Below are 20,326 nucleotides of genomic sequence, written 5' to 3' on the forward strand. Positions count from 1 at the left end.
CAACATTTCTCTTGACCGGCGCATCCACGTGGGCACCGCGTACGGCCGAACGGACTCCTGTCGCCGACGGCCGCCCGCTAGTAGCGTCCCGGGCATGAGACGACTGCTCACCGTCGCGTTGTCGTTCGTCCTCGTGTCCGTCGTGGCGCAGCCCGCGGCGGCCACCGGCGGCGATCAGCCGTTGCCCGGCTACACGATCGTCAACCCGCCTCTCGCCCCGGCACTGGTCGGCGGTAAGCCGACGAGGGTTCTGCAGGGGGTGCACAGCCACGCGGGCTACATCATCGAGGTGCCGCCGCGCTGGAACGGGCGGCTCGCGATGTGGGCGCACGGCTATCGCGGTGACGGCAAGGTCCTCACCGTCGACGCTCCGCCGTTCGGGCTACGGCAGCGCTGGCTCGACGAGGGCTACGCGTGGGCCGCGTCCTCCTACTACAGCAACGCCTACGACGTCCGGGCCGGCGTCACGACCACCCGCGAGCTCGCGACGTTGTTCGGGCGCAAGGTGCAGCGGCCGTCGAAGGTCTTCCTGGCCGGTGTGTCCATGGGCGGGCACGTCATCGCCCGTTCGCTCGAGCAGTACCCGGGGTTCTACGCGGGTGCGCTGCCGATGTGCGGTGTGCTGGGCGACCACGAGCTGTTCGACTACTTCCTGAGCTACCACCTCGTCGCGCAGGCGCTGACCGGTATCAGGGCCTATCCGCTGCCGCCGGACTACGCGACCGTCGTGGTGCCCCGGATCAAGGAAGCGCTGGCCGGCCGCGACGGCCAGTTCAAGGCCCTCGTCGCCACCCTGTCCGGCGGCGCGCGGCCCGGCACCGAGGCGGCCTACGCCTACTGGCGGGACTTCCTGTTCGGCCTGGTCACCAACCGCGCCGGCACCAGCCTCGCGGAGAACCCGCTGCAGATCGCCACGAACGTCACCACCCGCTACCGGCCGAACTCGCCGGTGAACGTGAACGCGGCCGTGCAACGGGTCCGGCCCGCCAACCCCGTCGCACGGCACACGTGGGCGCTCACCCAGATCCCTGCCGTGCAGGGCCTTCCGAGTGCTCCCGTCGTGTCGCTGCACGGGATCGGCGACCTGTTCGTGCCGTTCTCGATGCAGCAGGACTACCGCGACGACGCCGCCCGCTTCGGCCGCACGCACCTGGTGGTGCAGCGCGCCATCCGCACGGTCGACCACTGCGAGTTCTCCGCCGCCGAGGCCGGGACCGCGTGGCGCGACCTGACCACGTGGGTGGACCGGGGCAGGCGGCCGGCCGGTGACGACGTGCGCCGGACGGACGACCCGCAGTTCGGCTGCCGGTTCAGCGACCGGCAGGCCACCGGCGGCACCAGGGCGTTCTTCCCCGCCTGCTGAACGAAGGACCAGACCCTCAGGCCGGCGGCGCCAGCACCACCACCGAGTTGTGGCCGCCCATGCCGAGCGACGACTTGACCGTGAGGCCGGCGCGCAACGGCGTCGGCCCGTCCAGCAGTCGCGGGTGCGCCGGTGCGACGACCGGTGAGGCCGGGATCATTCCCGTGTCGTACGCCATCGCCGTCACCGCGACCTCGATCGCCGACGCCGCGCCCTGGCAGTGCCCCGTCAGCGGTTTCACGGAGTAGATGCCGGTGTCCGGGCCGAAGAGCCGGTCCAGCACCGCCGCTTCGGCGGTGTCGCACTGCGCCGTGCCCGGACCGTGCGCGTTCAGGTAGCGCACGTCGGCCGCGCTCACCCCCGCGTTGTCGAGCGCGTCGGTGAAGCAGGCGGTGACCTGGTCGAGCCGCGGATCGATCGACGTCACGTGGTACGCGTCGTGAGACATCGCGCCACCGAGCGTGAGCGCGTAAGGGTTGGTCGCATTGCGCGAGAGTACGAACGCCACGGACGCCTCACCCATCACGAAACCCCTGCTGCCCTCCTGGAACGGGCGGCAGGCGTCGAGCGGCTCCGCGTCCACGATGGCCACTCCCAGGCGGACGAAGTGGGAGACGTTCTCCGGGGTGAGCGACAGATCTGTCGCGACGAACACCACATCGTCGACGATTCCCGCGTCCAGCCAGGCTTTCGCCGTGATCAGTCCGGCGTTGCCCGACGCGCACATCGCCGAGACGTTCATGGCGGGGCCGTGGAAACCGTATTCCTGCATGAACGTCGACATCGGCGTGGACGGCATTAACGCCAAGTAGTCGTGCACCGGTAACTCGCCACCGCGCGTGACGTAGAAGTCGCGCCACAGGTCCACTTCGCCCAGCACGACCGCGTGCAGCAGCCCGACCCTCCGGCCCGGACGCCAGCCGCGAGCACCCGCGTCGTCGATGGCCTCCCTGGCGGCGGCTCGCATGGCCCGCGCGAACCGGCTCGGCCCGTCGACCGGGTCACCGCCCTGCGCGACGTACGCGGCCCAGACCGTGTCGCCCGGGAACCGGTTCAGTTCCGGGACGATCGACGCGGCGGGTTTGCCGCTCATCAGTCCGTCCCAGAGCGACCGGCGGTTCCACCCGTAGGCGCTGACCACGCCGATTCCACAAATGCCCATGCTTTGCGCGACCATATCCAGCTCCCCCAGACTGAGGGCCGACACCTCTGCGGAGAAGGATAACGGTGTAAACCGGCTTGCGAAACGGTGCTCAACCGTCCACAGTGGACTGTCAGAAGCGAACCCTGATCATCGGGCGCTCCCGGCGACCGGATATAACGGCTCACCATGTTCACGCCAGACGGATGCGGCTCTGGTCGAGTGTGTAGTAGGACTTCACAGTGCCAACACCCGGATCTGGGGGCCGAGACGTGAGTGGCCTGATCGGAGACGCCGGTTTCGACCAGGAACTGCTGGTCGAGCTCGCGCTCTCGGTCGGTGCCGCCGTCGTGTGGTGGCTGGACCTCGACGCCGGCGAGCTCGGCTGGATGCCCGGCCTCGACGCGGTCATCGGCGTGCCCGGCGCGGACGAGGCCACCGTGCGTGTCCGGCTGGCCGAGCTGACCGCCCCGCTGCACGTGGCCACGAAGGCGGCGGCGTGGCAGGACTTCGAGCTGGAACAGCCCCTCGAGACCCCGATCGGCACGCGCTGGCTCCAGTTCCGCGCCCGCGTCTCGACCCACGAGTCCGTCCGTGCCCTGGTCGGTGTCGTCGCCGACGTGACCCGGCGGCACGTCCAGCAGCAGGAGCTCGCGGACCTCGCCGACCGCTACCGGCTGCTCGTGGACCTCGCTCCGGAGGCGATCGTGGTGCACGAGGCGGGCCTGCTGGTGTACGCGAACCCGGCGGCGGTCCAGTTCGTGCGGGCACGGTCCGAGTCCGACGTGATCGGGCGTCCGATCACCGACTTCGTGCATCCGGACTCACAGCCGGACATGATCGGGCGGATCTCGAAGCTGACCGAGCCGGGCGCGACCAGCGACCCGGCCGACGCCGTGCTGGTCCGGTTCGACGGCGGCACCACCGACATCGAGTCGGTCTCCGTGCGCACGACCTGGGAGGGCCGGCCGGCGTTCCAGGTGATCATGCGGGACGTCACCGAGCAGAAGGCGGCCGCGGCGGCCCTGCGCTACCAGGCCGCGCTCGCCGCACACGTCAGCGACGCGCTCATCGCGACCACCTCCGACGGTGTCGTGACGAGCTGGAACCGCAGCGCGGAGAACGTCTACGGCCGGCGCGCGGCCGAGGCGATCGGGCGGTCCATCGGCGAGGTGGTGGGTGCGCCGCTGGACCCGCTGGAGGTGCTGGACGCGGGAGGCGTGGTGCACGCGGTGCACCGGCGCTCCGACGGCGGCGCGCTGGCGGTGCGGGTGTCGGTCGCCCGGATGGACGACGGCTACGTGCTGATCTGCGCGGACGAGACAGCGCGCCGGCGGGCCGAGCACCACTTCACCTCCGTGGTCGCGGCCATCGAGGAGGGCGTGCTGGTCGTCGGCGCCACCGGTCTCGTCGAGTCCGTGAACCCCGCCGCCGAACGGATCCTCGGCGTGCGCGCGCAGGACGCGATCGGCCAGCCCGCGTCGCTGGCCGAACTGCACGACGAGTCCGGGCAGCCGATTCCGCGCGCTCAGTACGCGTCGGCCATCACCCGTGCCACCGGCAAGGCGCAGCACGGCCGGATCCTGCGCTCGCTGCGGCCCGACGGCACCCACGTCTGGCTGTCGCTGAGCGCCCGCGCGCTGAGCCAGGACGGGATGACGCCCTCGGCGACGGTCATCTCGTTCACCGACATCACCGAGCGCCGCATGATCGACAGCCAGCTGGAGCACGAGGCGACGCACGACGCGTTGACAGGCCTGTGCAACCGCACGGTGACGATCAACCGCCTCAGCCCCGCCGCCAGGGCCCACCGGTCGGGGCTCACCGCGGTGCTGTTCATCGACCTGGACAAGTTCAAGGTCATCAACGACTCCCTCGGCCACAGCGCGGGCGACGAGGTGCTGCGCGTCGTCGGGTCGAGGCTGAGCCGCAGCTCTCGCCGCGGCGACGTCGTGGGCAGGCTCGGCGGTGACGAGTTCACCGTCATCGCCTACGGCGTGACCGGTCCGGACGAGGCGACCTCCCTCGCCGACCACGTCCGCGCCGAGCTCAACCGCCCGATCTCCGTGGACGGCAGGAAACTGCACGTGGACGCGAGCGTCGGCATCGTCCTCGCCGAACCGGGAGACCCGCGCGACGGCGCCGACCTGCTCCGCGACGCCGACCTGGCGATGTACCACGCGAAGACGAGGGGCCGGGGCCGCATCGCGTTCTTCGACGTCGAACTGCGCGACCGCATCCAGCGCAGGCTGCAGCTGGAACAGGACCTCCGCACCGCACCCCTGAGCGACGAGCTGTGGGTCGCCTACCAGCCCATCGTCGACCTCCGCACGGACGAGCGCACCGCCGTCGAGGGCCTGCTGCGCTGGACGCACCCGCGCTACGGCCTGATCTCCCCGATGGAGTTCATCACGCTCGCCGAGGAGAGCGACCTGATCAACATCGTCGGCGCCCACATGCTGCACACCGCCACCCGCGAGATCGCCGACCTGGCACCGGGCCTGGAATTGACCGTGAACCTGTCGGCCCGCCAGCTCGACGACCCGTGGCTGGTGTCCGCAATCCGCCACGCCACCCACAAGGCGGGGCTGGACCCCAGCGCGTTGTGCCTGGAGATCACCGAAAGCGCCCTGACCCGCGACCCGGCCCTGGCCGCCCGCACCCTCGCGGCGTTGCGCGACCTCGGTGTGCGGCTGGCGATCGACGACTTCGGCACCGGCTACTCGTCACTCGCGCAGCTGCTCACCCTGCCGCTGGACACGCTCAAGATCGACCGTTCCTTCACGACGGGGCTGGGCCGCTCCGACGAGGCGGAGGCGATCGTCACGAGCATCATCGCCATGGCGCACGCGGTCGACATGACCGTGATCGCCGAGGGGGTGGAGCAGGTGGAACAGCTGGAGATCCTGCGGACGCTCGGGTGTGATCAGGCGCAGGGGTTTCTGCTGGGCAGGCCGGTGCCGCTGGCGGACCTGTGACCGCCCTGATGCCTACCGGGCAGCAAACGGACCGGCGAACGCGTACTGCGCGAAGCGCTCCCCGATCAGCTCGTGCGTGGCCGTGTCGGGGTGCAGGGCGTCGGGCAGCGGGTGCGTGACGGCGTCCTGCTCGCCGTAGAGGCGCGTGCCGTCCAGGTAGTGCAGGTTCGGGTCGTCCTCGCGGCGTTCGGCCAGCGACGCGAGCGCCTCGCGGATGATCCGCAACGTCAGCTGCGGCGTGTCGCCGTGCGGACCGGTGGCGGTGAAGACGATCCTGCCCGCGTCGAGCGCCTCCAGGTCCATGCCGCCCGGTCCCGGTGTGTCCTCGTAGGTGCCGCAGAAGATGGGCGACATCAGCACGAGCGGTGTGCGTGGATGGCCGTCGCGGATCGTGTCCAGGAAGCCGTGCACGGCCGGCACGAACGCCCGCAGCCGCATGACGTCGAAGTTCACGACGTTGATGCCGAACTTGACGCTGATCAGGTCGGCGGGGCGGTCCCGCATCACCCGCGCGACGAACGGGTCGACCAGCGCGCTGCCGCCGAAGCCGAGGTTGTGCAGCTCTACCTCACCGCGGCGCGCGGCGACCGCGGGCCAGGTGCGGGCCGGCGTGGCCGCGTTGGACCCGCTGCTGATGGAACTGCCGTGGTGCAACCAGATTCGGCGGTCCGAGCCGGCCGGACGCACCGGGGCGTCCGTGCGCAGCGCGACCAGGTCCACCGTCTCGTTGTGAGGCAACCAGATCTCGACGACCTTGTCGCCGGCGGCGAGATCGGCGAACCGTGCGGTGAACGCCGGGCCCTCGTGGAACTCGCGTGCACCTGTCCGCACGTCGAGCTCGGCGTGGTCGCCACCGTCGAGTTCCTCGCTGGCGACCAGTTCTCCGTCGACCACCAGATCGACGCTGCCGCGCGGGCGCTCGACGCCGCGGTAGGAGACCGCGCTCGGGTGCAGGACCAGCTCGATCGTGCGGGCCTCGGTGGCCATCACCACGCGCACGCCGGAAGGCCTGCTCTCCGCGGTCATCAGCTGTGGATCCGGGAAGCGCTCGCGCACCCAGGCAGGCAGACGATGCGGGCGCACGCCACGTGCCGTGGCTTCCAGTTCGGCGGCGCCGCGTACGAGCTCGTCGGTCAGCGGTGTGGTGATCATGTGCCCACAATGCTCGCACCGGTGCGGGCGGCGCGCTCGACACCCCAGTCGTAGAGGGCCTGCAGGGCGGGTCCGAGGCTGCGACCCTCGCCGGTGAGCGAGTACTCGACGTGCGGAGGCACCTCGGCCCGTGCCACCAGGCCCGACTCCTGCAGCTCGCGCAGCCGCTGCACGAACATCTTCTCGCTGATCCCGGGCACCTTGCGGCGCAGCTCGCCGTAGTGGTGCGGCCGTTGCTTCAGGTGCGCGAGGATCACCGCGCGCCACTTGCCGCCGATGACGTCGAGGGCCAGCTCGACCGGGCAGTTGTACATCGGCGCTCCTCACCAGAAAGTGCGTACTTGCCGGGCGTTCCGCGTGCTGCTGGAGTGGCGTCGTGATCAACGACCAGTCAACACCTTCTCTCTACACGTGGGCCGGGGGCGCGGAGGCGCTGCTCCGGCTGACCGAGGCGTTCTACCGGAAGGTCGCGGACGACGCGCTGCTCGCGCCGGTGTTCGCCGGCATGGACCCCGGCCACGCGCGGTACGTGGCGCTGTGGCTCGGCGAGGTGTTCGGCGGGCCGGCCGCGTACACCGAGGAGCGCGGCGGCTACGAGTTCATGCTCTCCCAGCACCTCGGCCGGGCCATCACCGAGGAGCAGCGCCGCCGCTGGCTGAACCTGATCATGGACGCGGCGGACGAGGTGGCGCTGCCCGGCGATCCGGAGTTCCGCGCCGCGTTCGTGTCCTACCTGGAGTGGGGCACCCGGCTCGCGGTGCAGAACTCCGCGACAGACGCCACGCCGTACCACGGGGCACCGGTGCCGAAGTGGGGCTGGGGCGTGGCGCCGCCGTACATCGCTCCCTGAGCCTTCCCGTGGCCAGCACCACACCGCGCTGACAGCACCTTCGTGAGACAGTTTGTTCAGAACGTGACACTTCGTTCAGAACAGGAGGTCGGGTGTGCCGGACAACACCGCGGACGCCGTGTTCGCCGCACTGGTACCCGTGCTCGACGGCATCGCGGCGACCTTCGGCCGCAGTTGCGAGGTCGTGCTGCACGACTACCGCGACCCGGAACGGTCGGTCGTCGCGGTCGCGGGCTCGGTCACCGGCCGCGCGCCAGGGGACGCGATGAGCGAGATCGGCCTGCGGGTGCTGGGTGCGGGAGCCGAGGCCGGCAACGAGGTCGGCTACCTCACCCGCGCGCAGGACGGGCGGGTGCTCAAGTGCACGACGCTGCCGTTGCGTGACGTCGACGGGACGCTCATCGGCGCGTTGTGCATCAACATCGACATGTCGGCCATCAACCGCGCCACCGGCGTGCTGTCGGACCTGCTCGGGTTGTCGGCGGCGCAGGAGGTCAGCGCGACGACGAACTTCTCCGGCGACCTGGACCAGGTGGTCGAATCGCTGATCGAGCGAGCCGAACGCGCGCACGCGGTGCCCGTGGCGGCACTGGGGCGCGACGAACGGCTGGTGCTCGTCCGGTCGCTGAACGAGGCCGGGGTGTTCAGCCTGCGTGGCGCACCCGCCCGCATCGCGAAGCGGCTCGGCATCTCCCGCACCGGCCTCTACAACGACCTCGCCGAACTCCGGAAGGACCAGCCGTGACCACCTTCATCAGTGAAGCCGAGTCGGCGGCGCTCGTCGACGACGACCTGGCGCTGGAGGCGGCGCGGGAGGCGTTCCTCGCCGCCGGGACGGGATCTTCGTTCCCGGTCGTGATTGGGCGTTCCTCCTTGCCGCACACCAGGTTCACCCTCAAGTCCGGTTCCGCGGGCGAGCTCGTCGGCGTGAAGATCGGCAGTTTCTGGCCGGACAACACCGATCTCCCGCGCCACAGTTCCACGATCGTGCTGCTCGACCCGGCCACCGGGCGGCTCAGCGCCGTGGTCGAGGCGGCGGCCGCCAACGCCTACCGCACGGCCGCCGCCGACGCGTTGGCCGTGCACACGCTGGCACGCAACGATTCCCGCACGCTGACCATCATCGGCACCGGACACCAGGCACTGCACGAGGTGCGCGCTGTCAGCCGGGTTCGGCCGATCGAACGAGTACTCGTCGTCGGCCGCCGCGCTGACGCGGCACTGGAGTTCGCCGCCGCCGTGACCGCGCAGACCGCTCTGCCTGCCGAACCCGCCGACGCCGAGGCAGGAGTCGCCGCTGCGGACGTGCTCGTCACCGCCACCACGGCCCGGCAGGCGTTGTTCGACGCAAGCTGGGTCGCACCGGGCACGCACATCTCGGCCATGGGCGCGGACGGTCCGGGCAAGCAGGAACTGCCCGTCGCGCTGTACGGCCGCGCATCACTGTTCTGCGACCTGCCGGAACAGTCCCGTGCGATCGGCGAGTTCCAGCACGCCGAGTCCGCCACGCCCGTCGCGCTCGGGGCGGTGCTCGCCGGTGACGCCACGGGCCGGACGTCACCCGAGGAGATCACGGTGTTCGACAGCTCCGGCTTCGCCCTGCAGGACCTCACCCTGGCCGCCGCCCTGCTGCGCCGCCTCCCGTCAGGAGCATCCCAGTGACCACTGTGGACACCCCGTTCGCCGTGCTGGACACCGACCGGCTGGACCGCAACGCGGCAAGGCTGCGCGACCACCTGGCCGCACTCGGCGTCCCGCTCCGCCTGCACGTCAAGACGTCCAAGTCCGTCGAGGTCGCGCGGCGCGTGCACGCGGGCGGGCCGATCACCGTGTCGACGCTCGCCGAGGCCGAGTACTTCGCCGACGCCGGCTACCGGGACGTCCTGTACGCCGTCGGCATCGATCCGCACAAGCTGCCGCGTGTCGCCACGCTTCTCCGCCGTGGGGTGCACCTGACCGTACTGCTCGACTCGCTCGCGCAGGCCGAGGCCGTGACCTCGTTCGCCCGCAAGGAGAACCTGCGCCTCCCGGCGTTGATCGAGATCGACTGCGACGGGCACCGAGGCGGCGTCGCGGTCACCGATGCCGCGCTACCCGAGATCGGCCGCGCCCTCGGCGACCACCTCGCCGGTGTGCTCACCCACGCGGGCGAGTCCTACTTCGCTTACACACCAGAGGCTCTGCACCAGGCCGCACAGAACGAACGCGACACCGCCGTCGCCGCGGCCACGGTCCTGCGTGCCGCCGGCCTCCCGTGCGAGATCGTCAGCGTCGGCTCCACCCCCACCGCCCACGCCGCGACGGACCTGACCGGCGTCACCGAGGTCCGCGCGGGCAACTACGTCTTCTTCGACCTCGTCATGGCGGGCATCGGCGTCTGCACCACCGACGACCTCGCCCTCACCGTGGCCGTCACGGTGATCGGTCACCAGCGCGACAGGAACTGGGTGATCACCGACGGAGGCTGGATGGCGACCTCGCGGGACCGGGGCACGCAGGCGCAGGCGGTGGACCAGGGCTACGGCCTGGTCGCCGACGCCGGCGGCACGCTGATCCCCGGCCTCGTCATGATCGGGGCGAGCCAGGAACACGGCGTCCTGAGCACGCGGGACGGCGCGCCGGTACCTGACCTGCCGATCGGCACGCGGCTGCGGATCCTGCCCAACCACGCCTGCGCGACGGCCGCCCAGCACGACCGCTACCACGTCGTCGGCGGCGAGATCTGGACCCGTCATCGCGGCTGGTGACGCATCGCGCAAACGCGACGTCCAAGGCGGAACCGGAGAAGCGGTCACGGCGCCTCTGGCACGATGGCGGCCATGACCCGCACCGCGCGTCGCATGTTCGAGCTCCTGGAACCGATCTGCCTCGTCACCTACTTCGCCGACGAGTGCACCGAGGAACTGGCCGCGCTCGGCCACCGCGGCTACTGGTCCGGCTACTTCGCCAGTCGCGCCGCGCCGTTGGGGCGCGTGCCGGCGGAGGTCGTGCACGCGGCGTTCTACAGCTTCGCCGACGGTGAGGCCGCGCGGCACATCCCGAAGGCGTGGGAGAAGATCCCGCCCGAGGCGTCCGTCGCGGCGCGGGAACGGGGCAGCGCGGCCTCCCTGCGCCGGATCGTCGGTGACGAGATGGCCGCCTCGCCCGGTTTCCTGCGCGCCGCCGACCTCACCACCAAAGCCGCGACGAGCGCGCCCGTCGAAGGCCGGGTGATGTACGCCGGCATGCGCACCCTTGAGGTGCCGGGCGACCCGGTGGCCCGGTTGTGGCATTCCGCGACCATGCTCCGCGAGCACCGCGGCGACGGGCACATCGCCGCCCTCGTCGGCGCGCGGATCGGCGGCACCGAGGCCCACGTGCTCTCCGCGATCGCGATGGGCATCCACCCGCCGGAGTCGTTCGGGCGCATCCACCACCTGCCGGACAAGCGGCTGGCCGAAGTCATGAACGGCTTGCGGGAGCGCGGGATCGTCGATGCCGACGGCCGGTTCACCGACGCGGGACGCAAGCTCCAGCAGGAAATCGAGGACCTCACCGACGAACTCGCCGCCGCACCCTACGAGGCCCTCTCCCCCGCCGAGCTCGACGAGCTGACAGCCGTGCTCGAACCCATCACCGCGAAGCTGGTGGCCGCCGGGTCGAAGTGACCGGGCGGGCCTTGTTCAGATCGTGGCCTGGGCGAGCAGCGCCAGCGCGGTGTGCGAGGGCGAGCCCGGTGGCGCGGTGGCCACGACGACGCTAAGGCCCAGGCCGTTGCTCAGGGTCTGCTGGGTCACGGTCAGCGGACCGACGAGCGGGTGCCGCATCTCGTAGACGGCCGTGGCGCAGGCTTTGACGCGGTGATCGGCCCACATCGAGGCGAAGTCGGTGCTCTTCGCGCTCAGCTGCCCGACCAGTTCGTGCAGCGCGGCGTCATCGGGATGACGGCCGACCGCCAGGCGCAGGTTCCCCACGACCGCCCTGGCCTTGCTCTGCCAGTCCGCGTAGAGCTCGCGGGTGTGCGGGTCGAGGAACACCAGCCGCGCCATGTTCGGGCGTACCGCGCCGAGGTCCAGGTGCCCGGCGAACAACGCGTGGCCCAGCCGGTTCCAGGCCAGGACGTCGCTGCGCAGGCCCAGCACGACGGCGGGGACGCCCTCCAGCGCGGCGAGCAGCTGGCCGGTCGCCTCGTCGACGCGTTCGGGAGCGGGCCTGCGCACGCGGGCCTGCTTCACCGGTTTGGCCAGCACGTGCAGGTGTTGCCGTTCGGACTCGTCCAATAGCAACGCGGTGGCGAGCGCGTCCAGCACCTCGGGCGAGGCGCTGGTGGAGTGCCCCTGTTCGAGCCTCGTGTAGTAGGAGCTGCTCACCCCGGCCAGCCGGGCCAGTTCGTCCCGGCGCAGACCGGGCACGCGGCGCCGTTCGTCGTACGTCCGCACGCCTACGTCCTCGGGACGAAGCTGCGAGCGCCGCGTCTTGAGGAACTCTCCGAGCCGTGCGGTGTCGTTCATGGTGTCGAGTATGTGCCCCGCCCGCGCGCCTAACCTGTCCCAGCCAGGGATACGCAGAGCTGGGAATGGTCCGGCGGCGCGACGGCCGGTCAGATGGGCGTCATGAACGACATCGATCTGACCGAACTCACCTTCGCCCGCCAGGCCTGGGTCGACGCCGATCCCGCCGAGGTCTACCGGCTCGTCAGCGACGTGTCCGCGATCGGCCGCTGGAGCCCCAACGCGAGCGCCGTCGCCTACGACGACGGCGCCGGCCCCGAGGTCGGCGCGTGGTTCAGCGGACACAACCGCAGGGACGGCAAGGAGTGGACCACCCGCTCGCAGGTCGTGAAAGCCGACCCCGGCGCCGCTTTCGCCTTCGTGGTCGGCGGCGCCGAGGATGGCATCGTCGAGTGGAGCTGGACGCTGCGGGGCCAGGGCCGGGGCACCGTCGCGGAGCAGTCGTGGCGGCTGCTCCGCACGGACCCCGTCCTCGGCCGCACCCGAGCCGACCTGGTCGCGTTGCGCGACTACATGGCCGTCAGCGCCGAGACCACACTCACCGCACTCGCCGAGTGGGTCACCGGTCAGGGTTCCGGGCCGGACACGCCCTGATCGCCCAAGCGGAGCCGGATCGAGGACCGGACAGCCAGGAAATCCCGCCACGGTTGTGCTGCGGGCTCTGCTACGGTGTCCGCGATGATCACCAACTCGAGCAGATCGGGGGTCCCGTTCACCAAAGGTGAGTGCTGATGCACCACTCGACCGTGAATGGATCCTCCCGCCTCACCTTCTGGTCGCACGTGCGCGAGTTCGCCGTGCCGGCGTCGATGATCGAGTCCGCGACCGCCCGCCGGCTGGCCGGTGACTGGTCCGGAGCCTGTGCCACCGCGCGGGTCGATGTCGATTTCACCCTGCGTGTCCTGAGTCGCACGCGCGGTAAGCAGTTCGCGGACCTGGTTCGCGCCGATCTGCGTCAGCTGGCGCCCGACCTGCTTCGGTGGCACTTCCCGAGGATCAGGCCGGACGGCGTGCTGCGGCCCGGCCTCACCGTCTCCCTCGCCCGGTATCGACCACCCGACGGTGGCGACGAGGTGCACCTCGTCGCACGCACACCGCCTGCCTGGGCCGATGCCGGGCAACGGATCAGCCTCGCGCTGTGGGAACGGTCCGGGGCCTTGAGCAGGGCCGGCGGTCATCCGCATCCCCGGCCGGATCGGCGTTTCCGGCTCGATCTGCACCGCCACCTGTGGGACGCGCGCAGAACCTCCGAGCTGCGAGAACGTTGCGGGGCAACGCAGTGGCCCGACGAACGATCGGACGGCCGCGCCACGCACCGGTGGGCGGCCGAGGCCGCACTGCTGCTCCGTGCGGAGGAGCAGGCGGGCAGCGCCGTCGTGGTCCGGCTCGGTTCCCGGCAGCGGGTCGTGCTCGACCTGGACGCGCCGGGCATCACCGCGACTTCCCCGCGTGGCTGCGCGTTGCCGGTCCTGCCGGACGCGGCCACCTGGGTGCCGCCCGACCTGGAGCTGTGGCACGCCGGCGCGATCGACGCCGACCGGCTGCACCCCCTCGTCAGGTCGGCGCTGCTGCCTGGGTACCGACCGACGAGTGTGCCGCGAAGTCCTGACAGCACAGGGAGTTCGCGCCTCGTCGCCTGTCGTGGTGCCCTGCACCGGATCGGCGTGGTGAACGGCGCGCTCGTCGCGCTCGACCACGACCCGGACGAGATCCGCCGGGAAGAGCTGCTGGCCGCGCTGGGCGGCCGGAGCCTGCCGTGCCTGCACGCGATCGACACGACGCACCGGCACCCGGGAGATCTCGTGGACATCCGCGCCCGGCTGGACCACGGCGACGTCGCCGGTGCCCTCGCCGTCGTCGAAGGCCTGCTCGGACCGGACGCGCTGCTGCTCAGCGGGGCGTTGCGGGACGAGCTGGAAACGGCTGCGCGGCGCAAGGTCCTGCACGGGCTGTACCGGGCGGAACTCCACGACATCCGGCCACTTCCGTCCACTAAGGACTATCCCCGGCCGGGCCACCGCTCTCGGCCGCGGCACGCGGATTCGCGCCGTCCCTGACTCACTCACCCTCTCCTCGCCCGGCCGGCGCACGGCCTCCGACTTGAACCAAGGTGATCGACACATGTCTGCCACGAACGTCCACAATGGAAGCACCCGGCAGCTCGACGTGGCCGCCGACCTGCTCGCCCTGCTCGGCGACACGTCCACCGAGTGGCGGGCGAACCCGCAGCTGGAAGCCCTGACGCTGGCCGTGTCCGCCGACCTGCCGGTGCTGCTGTGGGGTGAGCCCGGGATCGGCAAGACCGCGGCCCTCACCCAGCTCGCCGACTCCCTCGAGCTGCCGCTGACCACGGTGATCGCCAGCGTGCACGAGCCCTCGGACTTCTCCGGCCTGCCGGTGGTCGGTGACGATCCGGCGACGCAGGGCGTGCCGATGGCGCCGCCCGACTGGGCGGTGCGCCTGGTCAGGGCCGGGCGCGGACTGCTGTTCCTGGACGAGCTGTCCACCGCGCCGCCCGCCGTGCAGGCCGCGTTGCTGCGGGTCGTGCTGGAACGCCGGGTCGGCGCCCTGCGCCTGCCGCCGGGGGTCCGGATCGTCGCGGCCGCCAACCCTCGTTCCTCGGCCGCCGACGGCTGGGAGCTCAGCCCGCCGCTGGCCAACCGGTTCGTCCATCTCAAGTGGACGTTCGACCACGAGGTCGTGGTGCGCGGGCTGGGCGGGACCTGGCCGACCGCCGCACTGCCGCGACTGGCCACGGAACTGCTGCCCGACGCGGTGGTGTTCGCCCGCCGGGCGGTGTGCGGACTCCTGACCGGCCGGCCGAACCTCGTGCACCAGCTGCCCAAGAACGAGACGCTGCGCGGCGGCGCCTGGCCCTCACCACGCAGCTGGGAGATGGCGTTGCGCCTGATCGCCTTCGCGACGGCGGCCGGCACGTCACGGGAGGTGCTGTCCATGCTGGTGCGGGGCACCGTGGGAGACGGTCCCGGCCTCGAGTTGCTGGCGAGCCTCGACCGGTTGGACCTGCCGGACCCCGAGGAGCTGCTCGCGGATCCGGCGGCGGCCGTGCTGCCCGAGCGCGGCGACCTGCGGCAGGTGGTGCTCGACGGCGTCGTCGCGGCGGTGCGCAACCGGCCGGACGAGGCCCGCTGGAACGCCGCGTGGGCACTGCTGACGCTGGCCGTGGAGACCGGTGCGCCGGACCTGGTGGTCGTCCCGGCGGCCACGCTCGCCACGCTGCGGCACGACGACTGGCAGGTTCCGGCTGCGATCGAGCAACTGGCCGGAGCGGTGTCGCTGTCGCAGCGGGCCGACCAGGCCAGGGCACGCACCAAGACCGTCGCGGGTGCCCACTGATGACGACGACGCGAACGCTGGACGAGGAGAAGCTGTTCGCCGCCCGGTTGTACGCGGTGCGCTGCCGCCCGTACCTGGCGACGGCGTTGTTCGCCCTGAAAGTCGTGGAGTCACAGCAGGTGCCGACGATGGCGGTGGACCGGCACTGGCGTTGCTACGTCTCGCCGGCGTTCGTCGACAGCAGACCGGTGGAGGAGCTCGCCGGGATCTGGGTGCACGAGGTGTCCCACCTGATCCGTGACCACCACGGGCGCGGCGACCGGTTCGCGGCACGACACGAACTGACCGGGCCGGGAGAACGGCTGCGGATGAACATCGCGGCGGACTGCGAGATCAACGACGACGTCTTCGGCGACGGCCTGGCGTGCCCGGACGACGCCGTGCAGCCGGCGGCACTCCGGCTGCCGGAGGGTCAGCTCATGGAGGACTACCTGCGGCAGTTCCGGCTCGGCCCGCACACCAACGCGTTCGCCTGGCTCGACTGCGGCAGCGGCGCGGACGGTCTGGAACGGGAGTGGGACCTCGGGGCGGGCGGCGCGCACGGGCTCACCGCGCAGGAGCAGGACGCCGTCCGGTTCCGCGTGGCGCAGAGCATCACGGGACACCCGGGCTCGCTCCCGCAGGGGTGGCGACGGTGGGCGGAGGAGGCGTTCCACCCGCCACAACCGTGGCGCGACCTGCTGGGAGCGGCAGTGCGTTCCGCGGTCTCCGGCCCCGGCGTGGGCGAGGACTACACCTACGGCAGGCCCGCCCGCAGGTCGGCCGGCGTGCCGAAGGTCGTCCTGCCGAGCCTGCGGCGCAGGCCGCCCAAGGTCGTCGTCATCGTCGACACGTCCGGGTCCGTGAGCGACGCGGAACTGGGCAGCGCGCTCGTCGAGATCGCCGCGATCGTCCGCGCGGTGGGCGGCCGCCGTGATCTCGTCTCGGTGTTGTCCTGCGACGCCGCCGCGCACGTCACCGGTCCGCTGTGCCAGGCGGAGGGAATCCCGTTGGTGGGCGGCGGTGGCACCGATCTGCGCGAAGGCTTCGCCAAGGCCCTGCGCACCCGCCCGGACGTGGTCGTGGCCCTGACCGACGGCCAGACCCCCTGGCCCGCCGCGGCGCCACCGTGCCGCACGGTGGTGGGCCTGTTCCCGCGACCACGTCCGTCCGGAAGGGACGATGAGGACGATCCCGACTACGTTCCGGACATTCCGCCCGACTGGGCGCGAGTGGTCGCCATCGGCTGACCGTTCAGGCAAAGCAGCGCTCATCACGTTGGCCCGCAGCAGGTCCTGTGCCACGTTGGGCAGATGTCGTCCCGAACCCTGCTGGCCGCGAGCGTGCTCGCGGTCACCGCGTCGCTCGTCCCGTTGCCCGCCTCCGCACACACCGGCCAGTGGCAACGGGTCGGCACCGGCATCACCGAAGGCGTCAGCGGCCTCGCCGTGCTCAGCAGCCGCGGCGACCACGTCGAGGCGCTTTCGGTCATCGACAACAAGAAGCCGGGCCAGGAACGTGTCCGCAGGATCGTCCTCGACGACGGACGCGTCACCGCCGTGCGGCCGATGACGTGGCAGGGCGAGACCCCGGTGGACCTGGAGGCGGTCGCCGGCGTGCCGCACCGGCCTGGCGAGTACGTCGCGGTGACCAGCGGCAGCCGCGCCTTCCACGTGCGGGTGCGGCGCGACGTCGTCACCGTCGTCGCCGCGTTCGACCTGCCGCCGCACGATCCGCAGGACAACATGGAGAGCTTCGCGCTGCGGGCCGTCGGCTCCCGGCTCGCCGCGGTGTGGGCCGACCGCGGCGCGGGCGTCCGGACGTCGACCCTCTACTCGGCGTACTTCTCGTTGCAGGACCACACGTTCGGCCCCGTCACCACCGTCGAGTACGACACCGGCGCGCACGAGAAGACCGTCCGGCACGCGTCGGACATCGCGATCAGGACGAACGGTTCGGTGCTGGTGTCCTCCGCGGTCGACCCCGGTGACGACGGCCCGTTCTCGTCGTCGCTGCGCGAGATCGGCCGCCTGGTGCCGCGCAAGGACACCGTGGGCGTCGGCCTGGCGCGGCGGCCACACCTGCTCGGCACGTTCGGCGGGCGCAAGATCGAGGCGGTGACCCTGCTGCGCGGCGGTGACGTGCTCCTCGGCACCGACGACGAGAACGACGGCGGCTGGGTCCTCCGGCGCTAGAGATCAGAAGCCACAGCCCTCCGGCGACCAGTCCCGGGCGTTCGCGCTGCTGCCGTCGGCCCGCACGACCCGCACCTCGACGCACAGCGTGCCCGACGCGGTCAGCTCGACCGACGGCTCGCTGACGGTGCCCGTCTTCAGCTCGTCGTTGGTGCGCCAGACGAACGTGTCGCCGGGCTGCGGTGACGGGTAGGTCCACGAGAAGCGCAGCGTCTGCGGGTTCACGCGGGTCACGGTGACCACGGCCTTGCCGGAGGATCCGCCCTCGGCCGCGCTCTCCGGCTGCGCCCCGGCCGAAATCCGCAGGGAACCCTTGTCCTGCAGGAGAAGCACACTGGCGATGCCGACCGCGGCGACGGCCCCGGCCACTCCGGCGTAGAGCGGCCAGCGAGCTTTCCGGCGCTCGGGTGGGCCTGCCGGGACGACAACCGCCGCCAGCGCGGCGGTCGGAGCCGACTCGTCGTGGATCCGCCGGAGCCGCTCGGCGAACTCGCCCGCCGACGCCGGTCGTGCGGACGGATCGGCGGACATCGCCTGGCGCAGCAGTGTTTCCAGGGAAAGCGGTGCCCTGCCCGACGGCGGCGCGGCGCTGAGCAGGATGCGCTGTGCGATCGCCACGCGGGAGTTGTCGCCGCGGGGCACCACGAACGGCGAGTGGCCCGCGAGCAGGTGCCACAGCGTCGCGCCGAGCGAGAAGACGTCCGCCCGGACGCTGTGCGCACCGCTGCTGAGCACCTCGGGCGCCGTCCACAGCAGGTGGTCTCCGCCGGTGGTGCCGAAGTCGGTCAGGTACGCCTGCCCGTGCTCGTCGCGCAGTACGTTGGCGGGCTTCACGTCGCGGTGCAGGACGCCTGCCTGATGCGCGGCGTGCAGGGCGTCCGCGACATCGGTCCCGATCTCCAGCACGCGCGCGAAGGGCAACGGTGCCGCGGCGGCCAGATCGCCGTCCGGGAAGTACCTCATCACCAGGTACGGCAGCCCCGCGCGGGTCCGTCCGGCGCGGTCGACGCTCGCGATGCCGGGATGCCGCAGATCGGCCACCGCCCTGATGTCGGCCACCCGCGGCGGGTCGACGAGCAGCTTCACCGCGATCTCACCGTCCGCGCCGCGGTACAGGTGAACGTTCCTGCCCAGCGGTCGGGCGTACCGGAAGCCGGGGATCTCCGGTAACTCCTCTGTCATTCGCCACCTCGTAGCCGGCGGCGCGGTCGGGTGGCCCCGCCCACCAGTCCGCGCCGGACACTCTGGTCAGGGGTGAAATATTCCACCCCTGACCAGACTGTCAACCGTCAAACCACCAGTTGAGACGCGGCGAGGCCCTGAACCGGGCGGACGTCCACCTCAGTGCCGGCCCCAGTTGGGGACGTCGTAGCCGTTCATCGTCACCTCGAACTGGTCGTACTTCGCCATCAGGGTCAGCAGTTCGTCCTCGGAGGGCTGGTTGCCGTCCGCGTACATCTCGGCGAGTCCCCTGAAGTACTCCTCGCGGTTGAGCGCGGGGGTGAAGATGATCAGCATCGTCGCCTGGTCCTTGTACGGGTTGTGGAACCCGTGCGAGACCCCCATCGGCACGTTGACGTACGTGCCGGGTGGTGCGGCGAACGACTTGCCGTCGAGGTGGAGCTCCACCATGCCGTGCAGGACGTAGAACGCTTCGAGCTGTTCGTTGTGGACGTGCGGCGAGGCGCCGGGTGCTCCGGGGGCCATCCGGTGCTCGTACAGACCGAGCTTGCCGTCCGTCTCACTGCCCCTGGCCTTGAAGGTCGTGTGGGTGGTCGTGCCGATCTGCACCGACTCGCCTTCGCCGGGAAGCAGGATGTTGGAGACTTGCGTCATGTCTGTTCACTCCTCGTTGCTGGCGATGTCGTCCTGGTTGAACCACGAGAGGTAACGCTCGCCCGTGTCCGGGAACACGGTGATCAAGTTCTTGCCCGCGTACTCGGGCCGTGCGGCCAGCACGCGGCAGGCGTGCGCCGCCGCGCCGGAGGAGACGCCGACCAGGAGTCCCGCCGTCCTGGCCAGTTCCCGCGCCGTGGCGTAAGCGTCCTCATTGGACACCGCCAGGACCTCGTCGATCAGGTCGACGTCGGTCGTCGCCGCGACGAAACCGCCGTTGAGGCCGGGGATGCGGTGCAGGCCGCCCCATCCCTGGCTGAGCACCGGTGATCCCTCGGGCTCCACCGCGACCACGCGGATCGCGGGGTTGCGTTCCTTCAGGTACTTCGCGGTGCCGCTGAGCGTTCCGCCGGTGCCCACACCGCAGACGAAGACGTCCACCTCGCCGTCGGTGTCGTTCCAGATCTCCGGGCCGGTGGTCGCGTGGTGCGCGGCCACGTTGTCGGGGTTCTCGTGCTGGCAGGCGAACCACGACCCCGGCCGTTCGCGGTAGATCTCCTCGGCCTTGGCGATGGCCGCGACGTAGCCCTCCTGGTACGGCGTCAGCACGATCTCCGCGCCGAACGCCCGCAGCAGCTGGATGCGCTCGCTGGTCGCGCTGTCCGGCAGCACGATCACGCACCGGTAGCCACGCGCGGCGGCGATCGCCGCCATGGAGATGCCGGTGTTGCCGGACGTCGCCTCGACGATGGTGCCCGAGCCCCTGGTGAGCTGCCCGCGCTCCTCCGCGCCGTTGATCATGTAGAGCGCGGCGCGATCTTTCACGCTGGACAGGGGGTTGGCCATCTCCAGCTTGGCGTAGAGGTGCGCGGTCGTCACGCCGAGGTCGAGCTTCACGGTGGGCGTGCCGCCGATCAGGTCCACAAGCGACTCGGCGGGTGGTCGTTTGGTGAGCGGCTGGCTGAGTCGGGTGTTCACGTGCTCT

The 20,326-nt window shown here is 71.3% G+C and carries 19 protein-coding genes; 12 read left to right on the forward strand and 7 right to left on the reverse strand.

Annotated features, from left to right (window positions below; all coding sequences use genetic code 11):
* Positions 1-94: 94 nt before the first annotated feature.
* The gene (locus BLR21_RS06415; RefSeq protein ID WP_090004760.1) at positions 95-1,363 is read left to right on the forward strand and encodes a hypothetical protein; all 1,269 of its coding nucleotides are present in this window, start codon (positions 95-97) and stop codon (positions 1,361-1,363) included.
* Positions 1,364-1,379: 16 nt separating this feature from the next.
* On the opposite strand, the gene BLR21_RS06420 is transcribed toward BLR21_RS06415, so the two are convergent.
* Positions 1,380-2,540 (reverse strand): beta-ketoacyl synthase N-terminal-like domain-containing protein, encoded by a 1,161-nt coding sequence (locus tag BLR21_RS06420; RefSeq protein ID WP_090004761.1) that lies wholly within the window; start codon positions 2,538-2,540, stop codon positions 1,380-1,382.
* A gap of 236 nt (positions 2,541-2,776) precedes the next feature.
* Between BLR21_RS06420 and BLR21_RS06425 the strand changes: the two genes are divergently transcribed.
* Complete coding sequence (locus tag BLR21_RS06425) at positions 2,777-5,482, forward strand: sensor domain-containing protein (RefSeq protein ID WP_256334503.1); 2,706 nt, start codon at positions 2,777-2,779, stop codon at positions 5,480-5,482.
* 12 nt (positions 5,483-5,494) lie between these two features.
* On the opposite strand, the gene BLR21_RS06430 is transcribed toward BLR21_RS06425, so the two are convergent.
* Complete coding sequence (locus tag BLR21_RS06430) at positions 5,495-6,634, reverse strand: GDSL-type esterase/lipase family protein (protein ID WP_090004762.1); 1,140 nt, start codon at positions 6,632-6,634, stop codon at positions 5,495-5,497.
* Positions 6,631-6,948 (reverse strand): winged helix-turn-helix transcriptional regulator, encoded by a 318-nt coding sequence (locus tag BLR21_RS06435; RefSeq protein WP_030475841.1) that lies wholly within the window; start codon positions 6,946-6,948, stop codon positions 6,631-6,633. The genes BLR21_RS06430 and BLR21_RS06435 overlap by 4 nt, the downstream gene beginning before the upstream one ends.
* 62 nt (positions 6,949-7,010) lie before the next feature.
* On the opposite strand from BLR21_RS06435, the gene BLR21_RS06440 reads away from it, so the two are divergent.
* From BLR21_RS06440 to BLR21_RS06460, 5 genes are all read left to right on the forward strand, one after another.
* Positions 7,011-7,484, forward strand: coding sequence for a group II truncated hemoglobin (locus BLR21_RS06440; RefSeq protein ID WP_218130774.1), 474 nt, complete (start codon positions 7,011-7,013; stop codon positions 7,482-7,484).
* A 94-nt stretch (positions 7,485-7,578) separates the two neighbouring features.
* Positions 7,579-8,229, forward strand: coding sequence for a helix-turn-helix transcriptional regulator (locus tag BLR21_RS06445; RefSeq protein ID WP_090004763.1), 651 nt, complete (start codon positions 7,579-7,581; stop codon positions 8,227-8,229).
* Positions 8,226-9,146 (forward strand): ornithine cyclodeaminase family protein, encoded by a 921-nt coding sequence (locus BLR21_RS06450; RefSeq protein ID WP_090004764.1) that lies wholly within the window; start codon positions 8,226-8,228, stop codon positions 9,144-9,146. The genes BLR21_RS06445 and BLR21_RS06450 overlap by 4 nt, the downstream gene beginning before the upstream one ends.
* Positions 9,143-10,231, forward strand: coding sequence for an alanine racemase (locus BLR21_RS06455; protein WP_256334504.1), 1,089 nt, complete (start codon positions 9,143-9,145; stop codon positions 10,229-10,231). The genes BLR21_RS06450 and BLR21_RS06455 overlap by 4 nt, the downstream gene beginning before the upstream one ends.
* Positions 10,232-10,303: 72 nt before the next feature.
* A complete protein-coding gene (locus tag BLR21_RS06460) occupies positions 10,304-11,131 on the forward strand; it encodes an SCO6745 family protein (RefSeq protein ID WP_090004766.1) in 828 nt (275 codons plus the stop codon).
* Between the two features lie 15 nt (positions 11,132-11,146).
* On the opposite strand, the gene BLR21_RS06465 is transcribed toward BLR21_RS06460, so the two are convergent.
* Positions 11,147-11,974: a helix-turn-helix domain-containing protein gene (locus BLR21_RS06465; protein WP_090004767.1), complete on the reverse strand. Its 828-nt coding sequence runs from the start codon at positions 11,972-11,974 to the stop codon at positions 11,147-11,149.
* 102 nt (positions 11,975-12,076) lie between these two features.
* Here BLR21_RS06465 and BLR21_RS06470 point away from each other — a divergent pair, with 102 nt between their 5' ends.
* The 5 genes from BLR21_RS06470 (at position 12,077) to BLR21_RS06490 (ending at position 17,505) form a co-directional block, all read left to right on the forward strand.
* A complete protein-coding gene (locus BLR21_RS06470) occupies positions 12,077-12,568 on the forward strand; it encodes an SRPBCC family protein (RefSeq protein ID WP_256334505.1) in 492 nt (163 codons plus the stop codon).
* Between the two features lie 137 nt (positions 12,569-12,705).
* Positions 12,706-14,031, forward strand: coding sequence for a hypothetical protein (locus tag BLR21_RS06475; protein ID WP_090005083.1), 1,326 nt, complete (start codon positions 12,706-12,708; stop codon positions 14,029-14,031).
* A 64-nt stretch (positions 14,032-14,095) separates the two neighbouring features.
* The gene (locus tag BLR21_RS06480; protein ID WP_090004769.1) at positions 14,096-15,331 is read left to right on the forward strand and encodes an AAA family ATPase; all 1,236 of its coding nucleotides are present in this window, start codon (positions 14,096-14,098) and stop codon (positions 15,329-15,331) included.
* Positions 15,331-16,560, forward strand: coding sequence for a vWA domain-containing protein (locus BLR21_RS06485; RefSeq protein ID WP_090004770.1), 1,230 nt, complete (start codon positions 15,331-15,333; stop codon positions 16,558-16,560). The genes BLR21_RS06480 and BLR21_RS06485 overlap by 1 nt, the downstream gene beginning before the upstream one ends.
* Before the next feature lie 63 nt (positions 16,561-16,623).
* Positions 16,624-17,505 carry a hypothetical protein gene (locus tag BLR21_RS06490; RefSeq protein WP_090004771.1) on the forward strand — a complete coding sequence of 294 codons (882 nt, stop codon included), beginning with the start codon at positions 16,624-16,626 and terminating at the stop codon, positions 17,503-17,505.
* Positions 17,506-17,508: 3 nt separating this feature from the next.
* Here BLR21_RS06490 and BLR21_RS06495 read toward each other — a convergent pair whose 3' ends face one another.
* The 3 genes from BLR21_RS06495 to cysK form a co-directional block, all read right to left on the reverse strand.
* Positions 17,509-18,687, reverse strand: a complete 1,179-nt coding sequence (locus tag BLR21_RS06495) for a serine/threonine-protein kinase (protein WP_090004772.1) — start codon at positions 18,685-18,687, stop codon at positions 17,509-17,511.
* A gap of 159 nt (positions 18,688-18,846) precedes the next feature.
* Positions 18,847-19,341, reverse strand: coding sequence for a cupin domain-containing protein (locus BLR21_RS06500; RefSeq protein ID WP_090004773.1), 495 nt, complete (start codon positions 19,339-19,341; stop codon positions 18,847-18,849).
* A gap of 6 nt (positions 19,342-19,347) precedes the next feature.
* Positions 19,348-20,319: a cysteine synthase A gene (gene cysK / locus BLR21_RS06505; protein ID WP_030475855.1), complete on the reverse strand. Its 972-nt coding sequence runs from the start codon at positions 20,317-20,319 to the stop codon at positions 19,348-19,350.
* Between the last annotated feature and the right edge of the window lie 7 nt (positions 20,320-20,326).

Source organism: Lentzea albidocapillata subsp. violacea, assembly GCF_900100275.1.
GTDB lineage: Bacteria > Actinomycetota > Actinomycetes > Mycobacteriales > Pseudonocardiaceae > Lentzea > Lentzea violacea.

Coding starts and splice junctions, on each gene's coding strand:
- BLR21_RS06415 (WP_090004760.1), top strand. CDS start 95: ATGAGACGACTGCTCACCGTCGCGTTGTCGTTCGTCCTCGTGTCCGTC.
- BLR21_RS06420 (WP_090004761.1), bottom strand. CDS start 2,540: ATGGTCGCGCAAAGCATGGGCATTTGTGGAATCGGCGTGGTCAGCGCC.
- BLR21_RS06430 (WP_090004762.1), bottom strand. CDS start 6,634: ATGATCACCACACCGCTGACCGACGAGCTCGTACGCGGCGCCGCCGAA.
- BLR21_RS06435 (WP_030475841.1), bottom strand. CDS start 6,948: ATGTACAACTGCCCGGTCGAGCTGGCCCTCGACGTCATCGGCGGCAAG.
- BLR21_RS06460 (WP_090004766.1), top strand. CDS start 10,304: ATGACCCGCACCGCGCGTCGCATGTTCGAGCTCCTGGAACCGATCTGC.
- BLR21_RS06465 (WP_090004767.1), bottom strand. CDS start 11,974: ATGAACGACACCGCACGGCTCGGAGAGTTCCTCAAGACGCGGCGCTCG.
- BLR21_RS06470 (WP_256334505.1), top strand. CDS start 12,077: ATGAACGACATCGATCTGACCGAACTCACCTTCGCCCGCCAGGCCTGG.
- BLR21_RS06475 (WP_090005083.1), top strand. CDS start 12,706: ATGCACCACTCGACCGTGAATGGATCCTCCCGCCTCACCTTCTGGTCG.
- BLR21_RS06480 (WP_090004769.1), top strand. CDS start 14,096: ATGTCTGCCACGAACGTCCACAATGGAAGCACCCGGCAGCTCGACGTG.
- BLR21_RS06485 (WP_090004770.1), top strand. CDS start 15,331: ATGACGACGACGCGAACGCTGGACGAGGAGAAGCTGTTCGCCGCCCGG.
- BLR21_RS06490 (WP_090004771.1), top strand. CDS start 16,624: ATGTCGTCCCGAACCCTGCTGGCCGCGAGCGTGCTCGCGGTCACCGCG.
- BLR21_RS06495 (WP_090004772.1), bottom strand. CDS start 18,687: ATGACAGAGGAGTTACCGGAGATCCCCGGCTTCCGGTACGCCCGACCG.
- BLR21_RS06500 (WP_090004773.1), bottom strand. CDS start 19,341: ATGACGCAAGTCTCCAACATCCTGCTTCCCGGCGAAGGCGAGTCGGTG.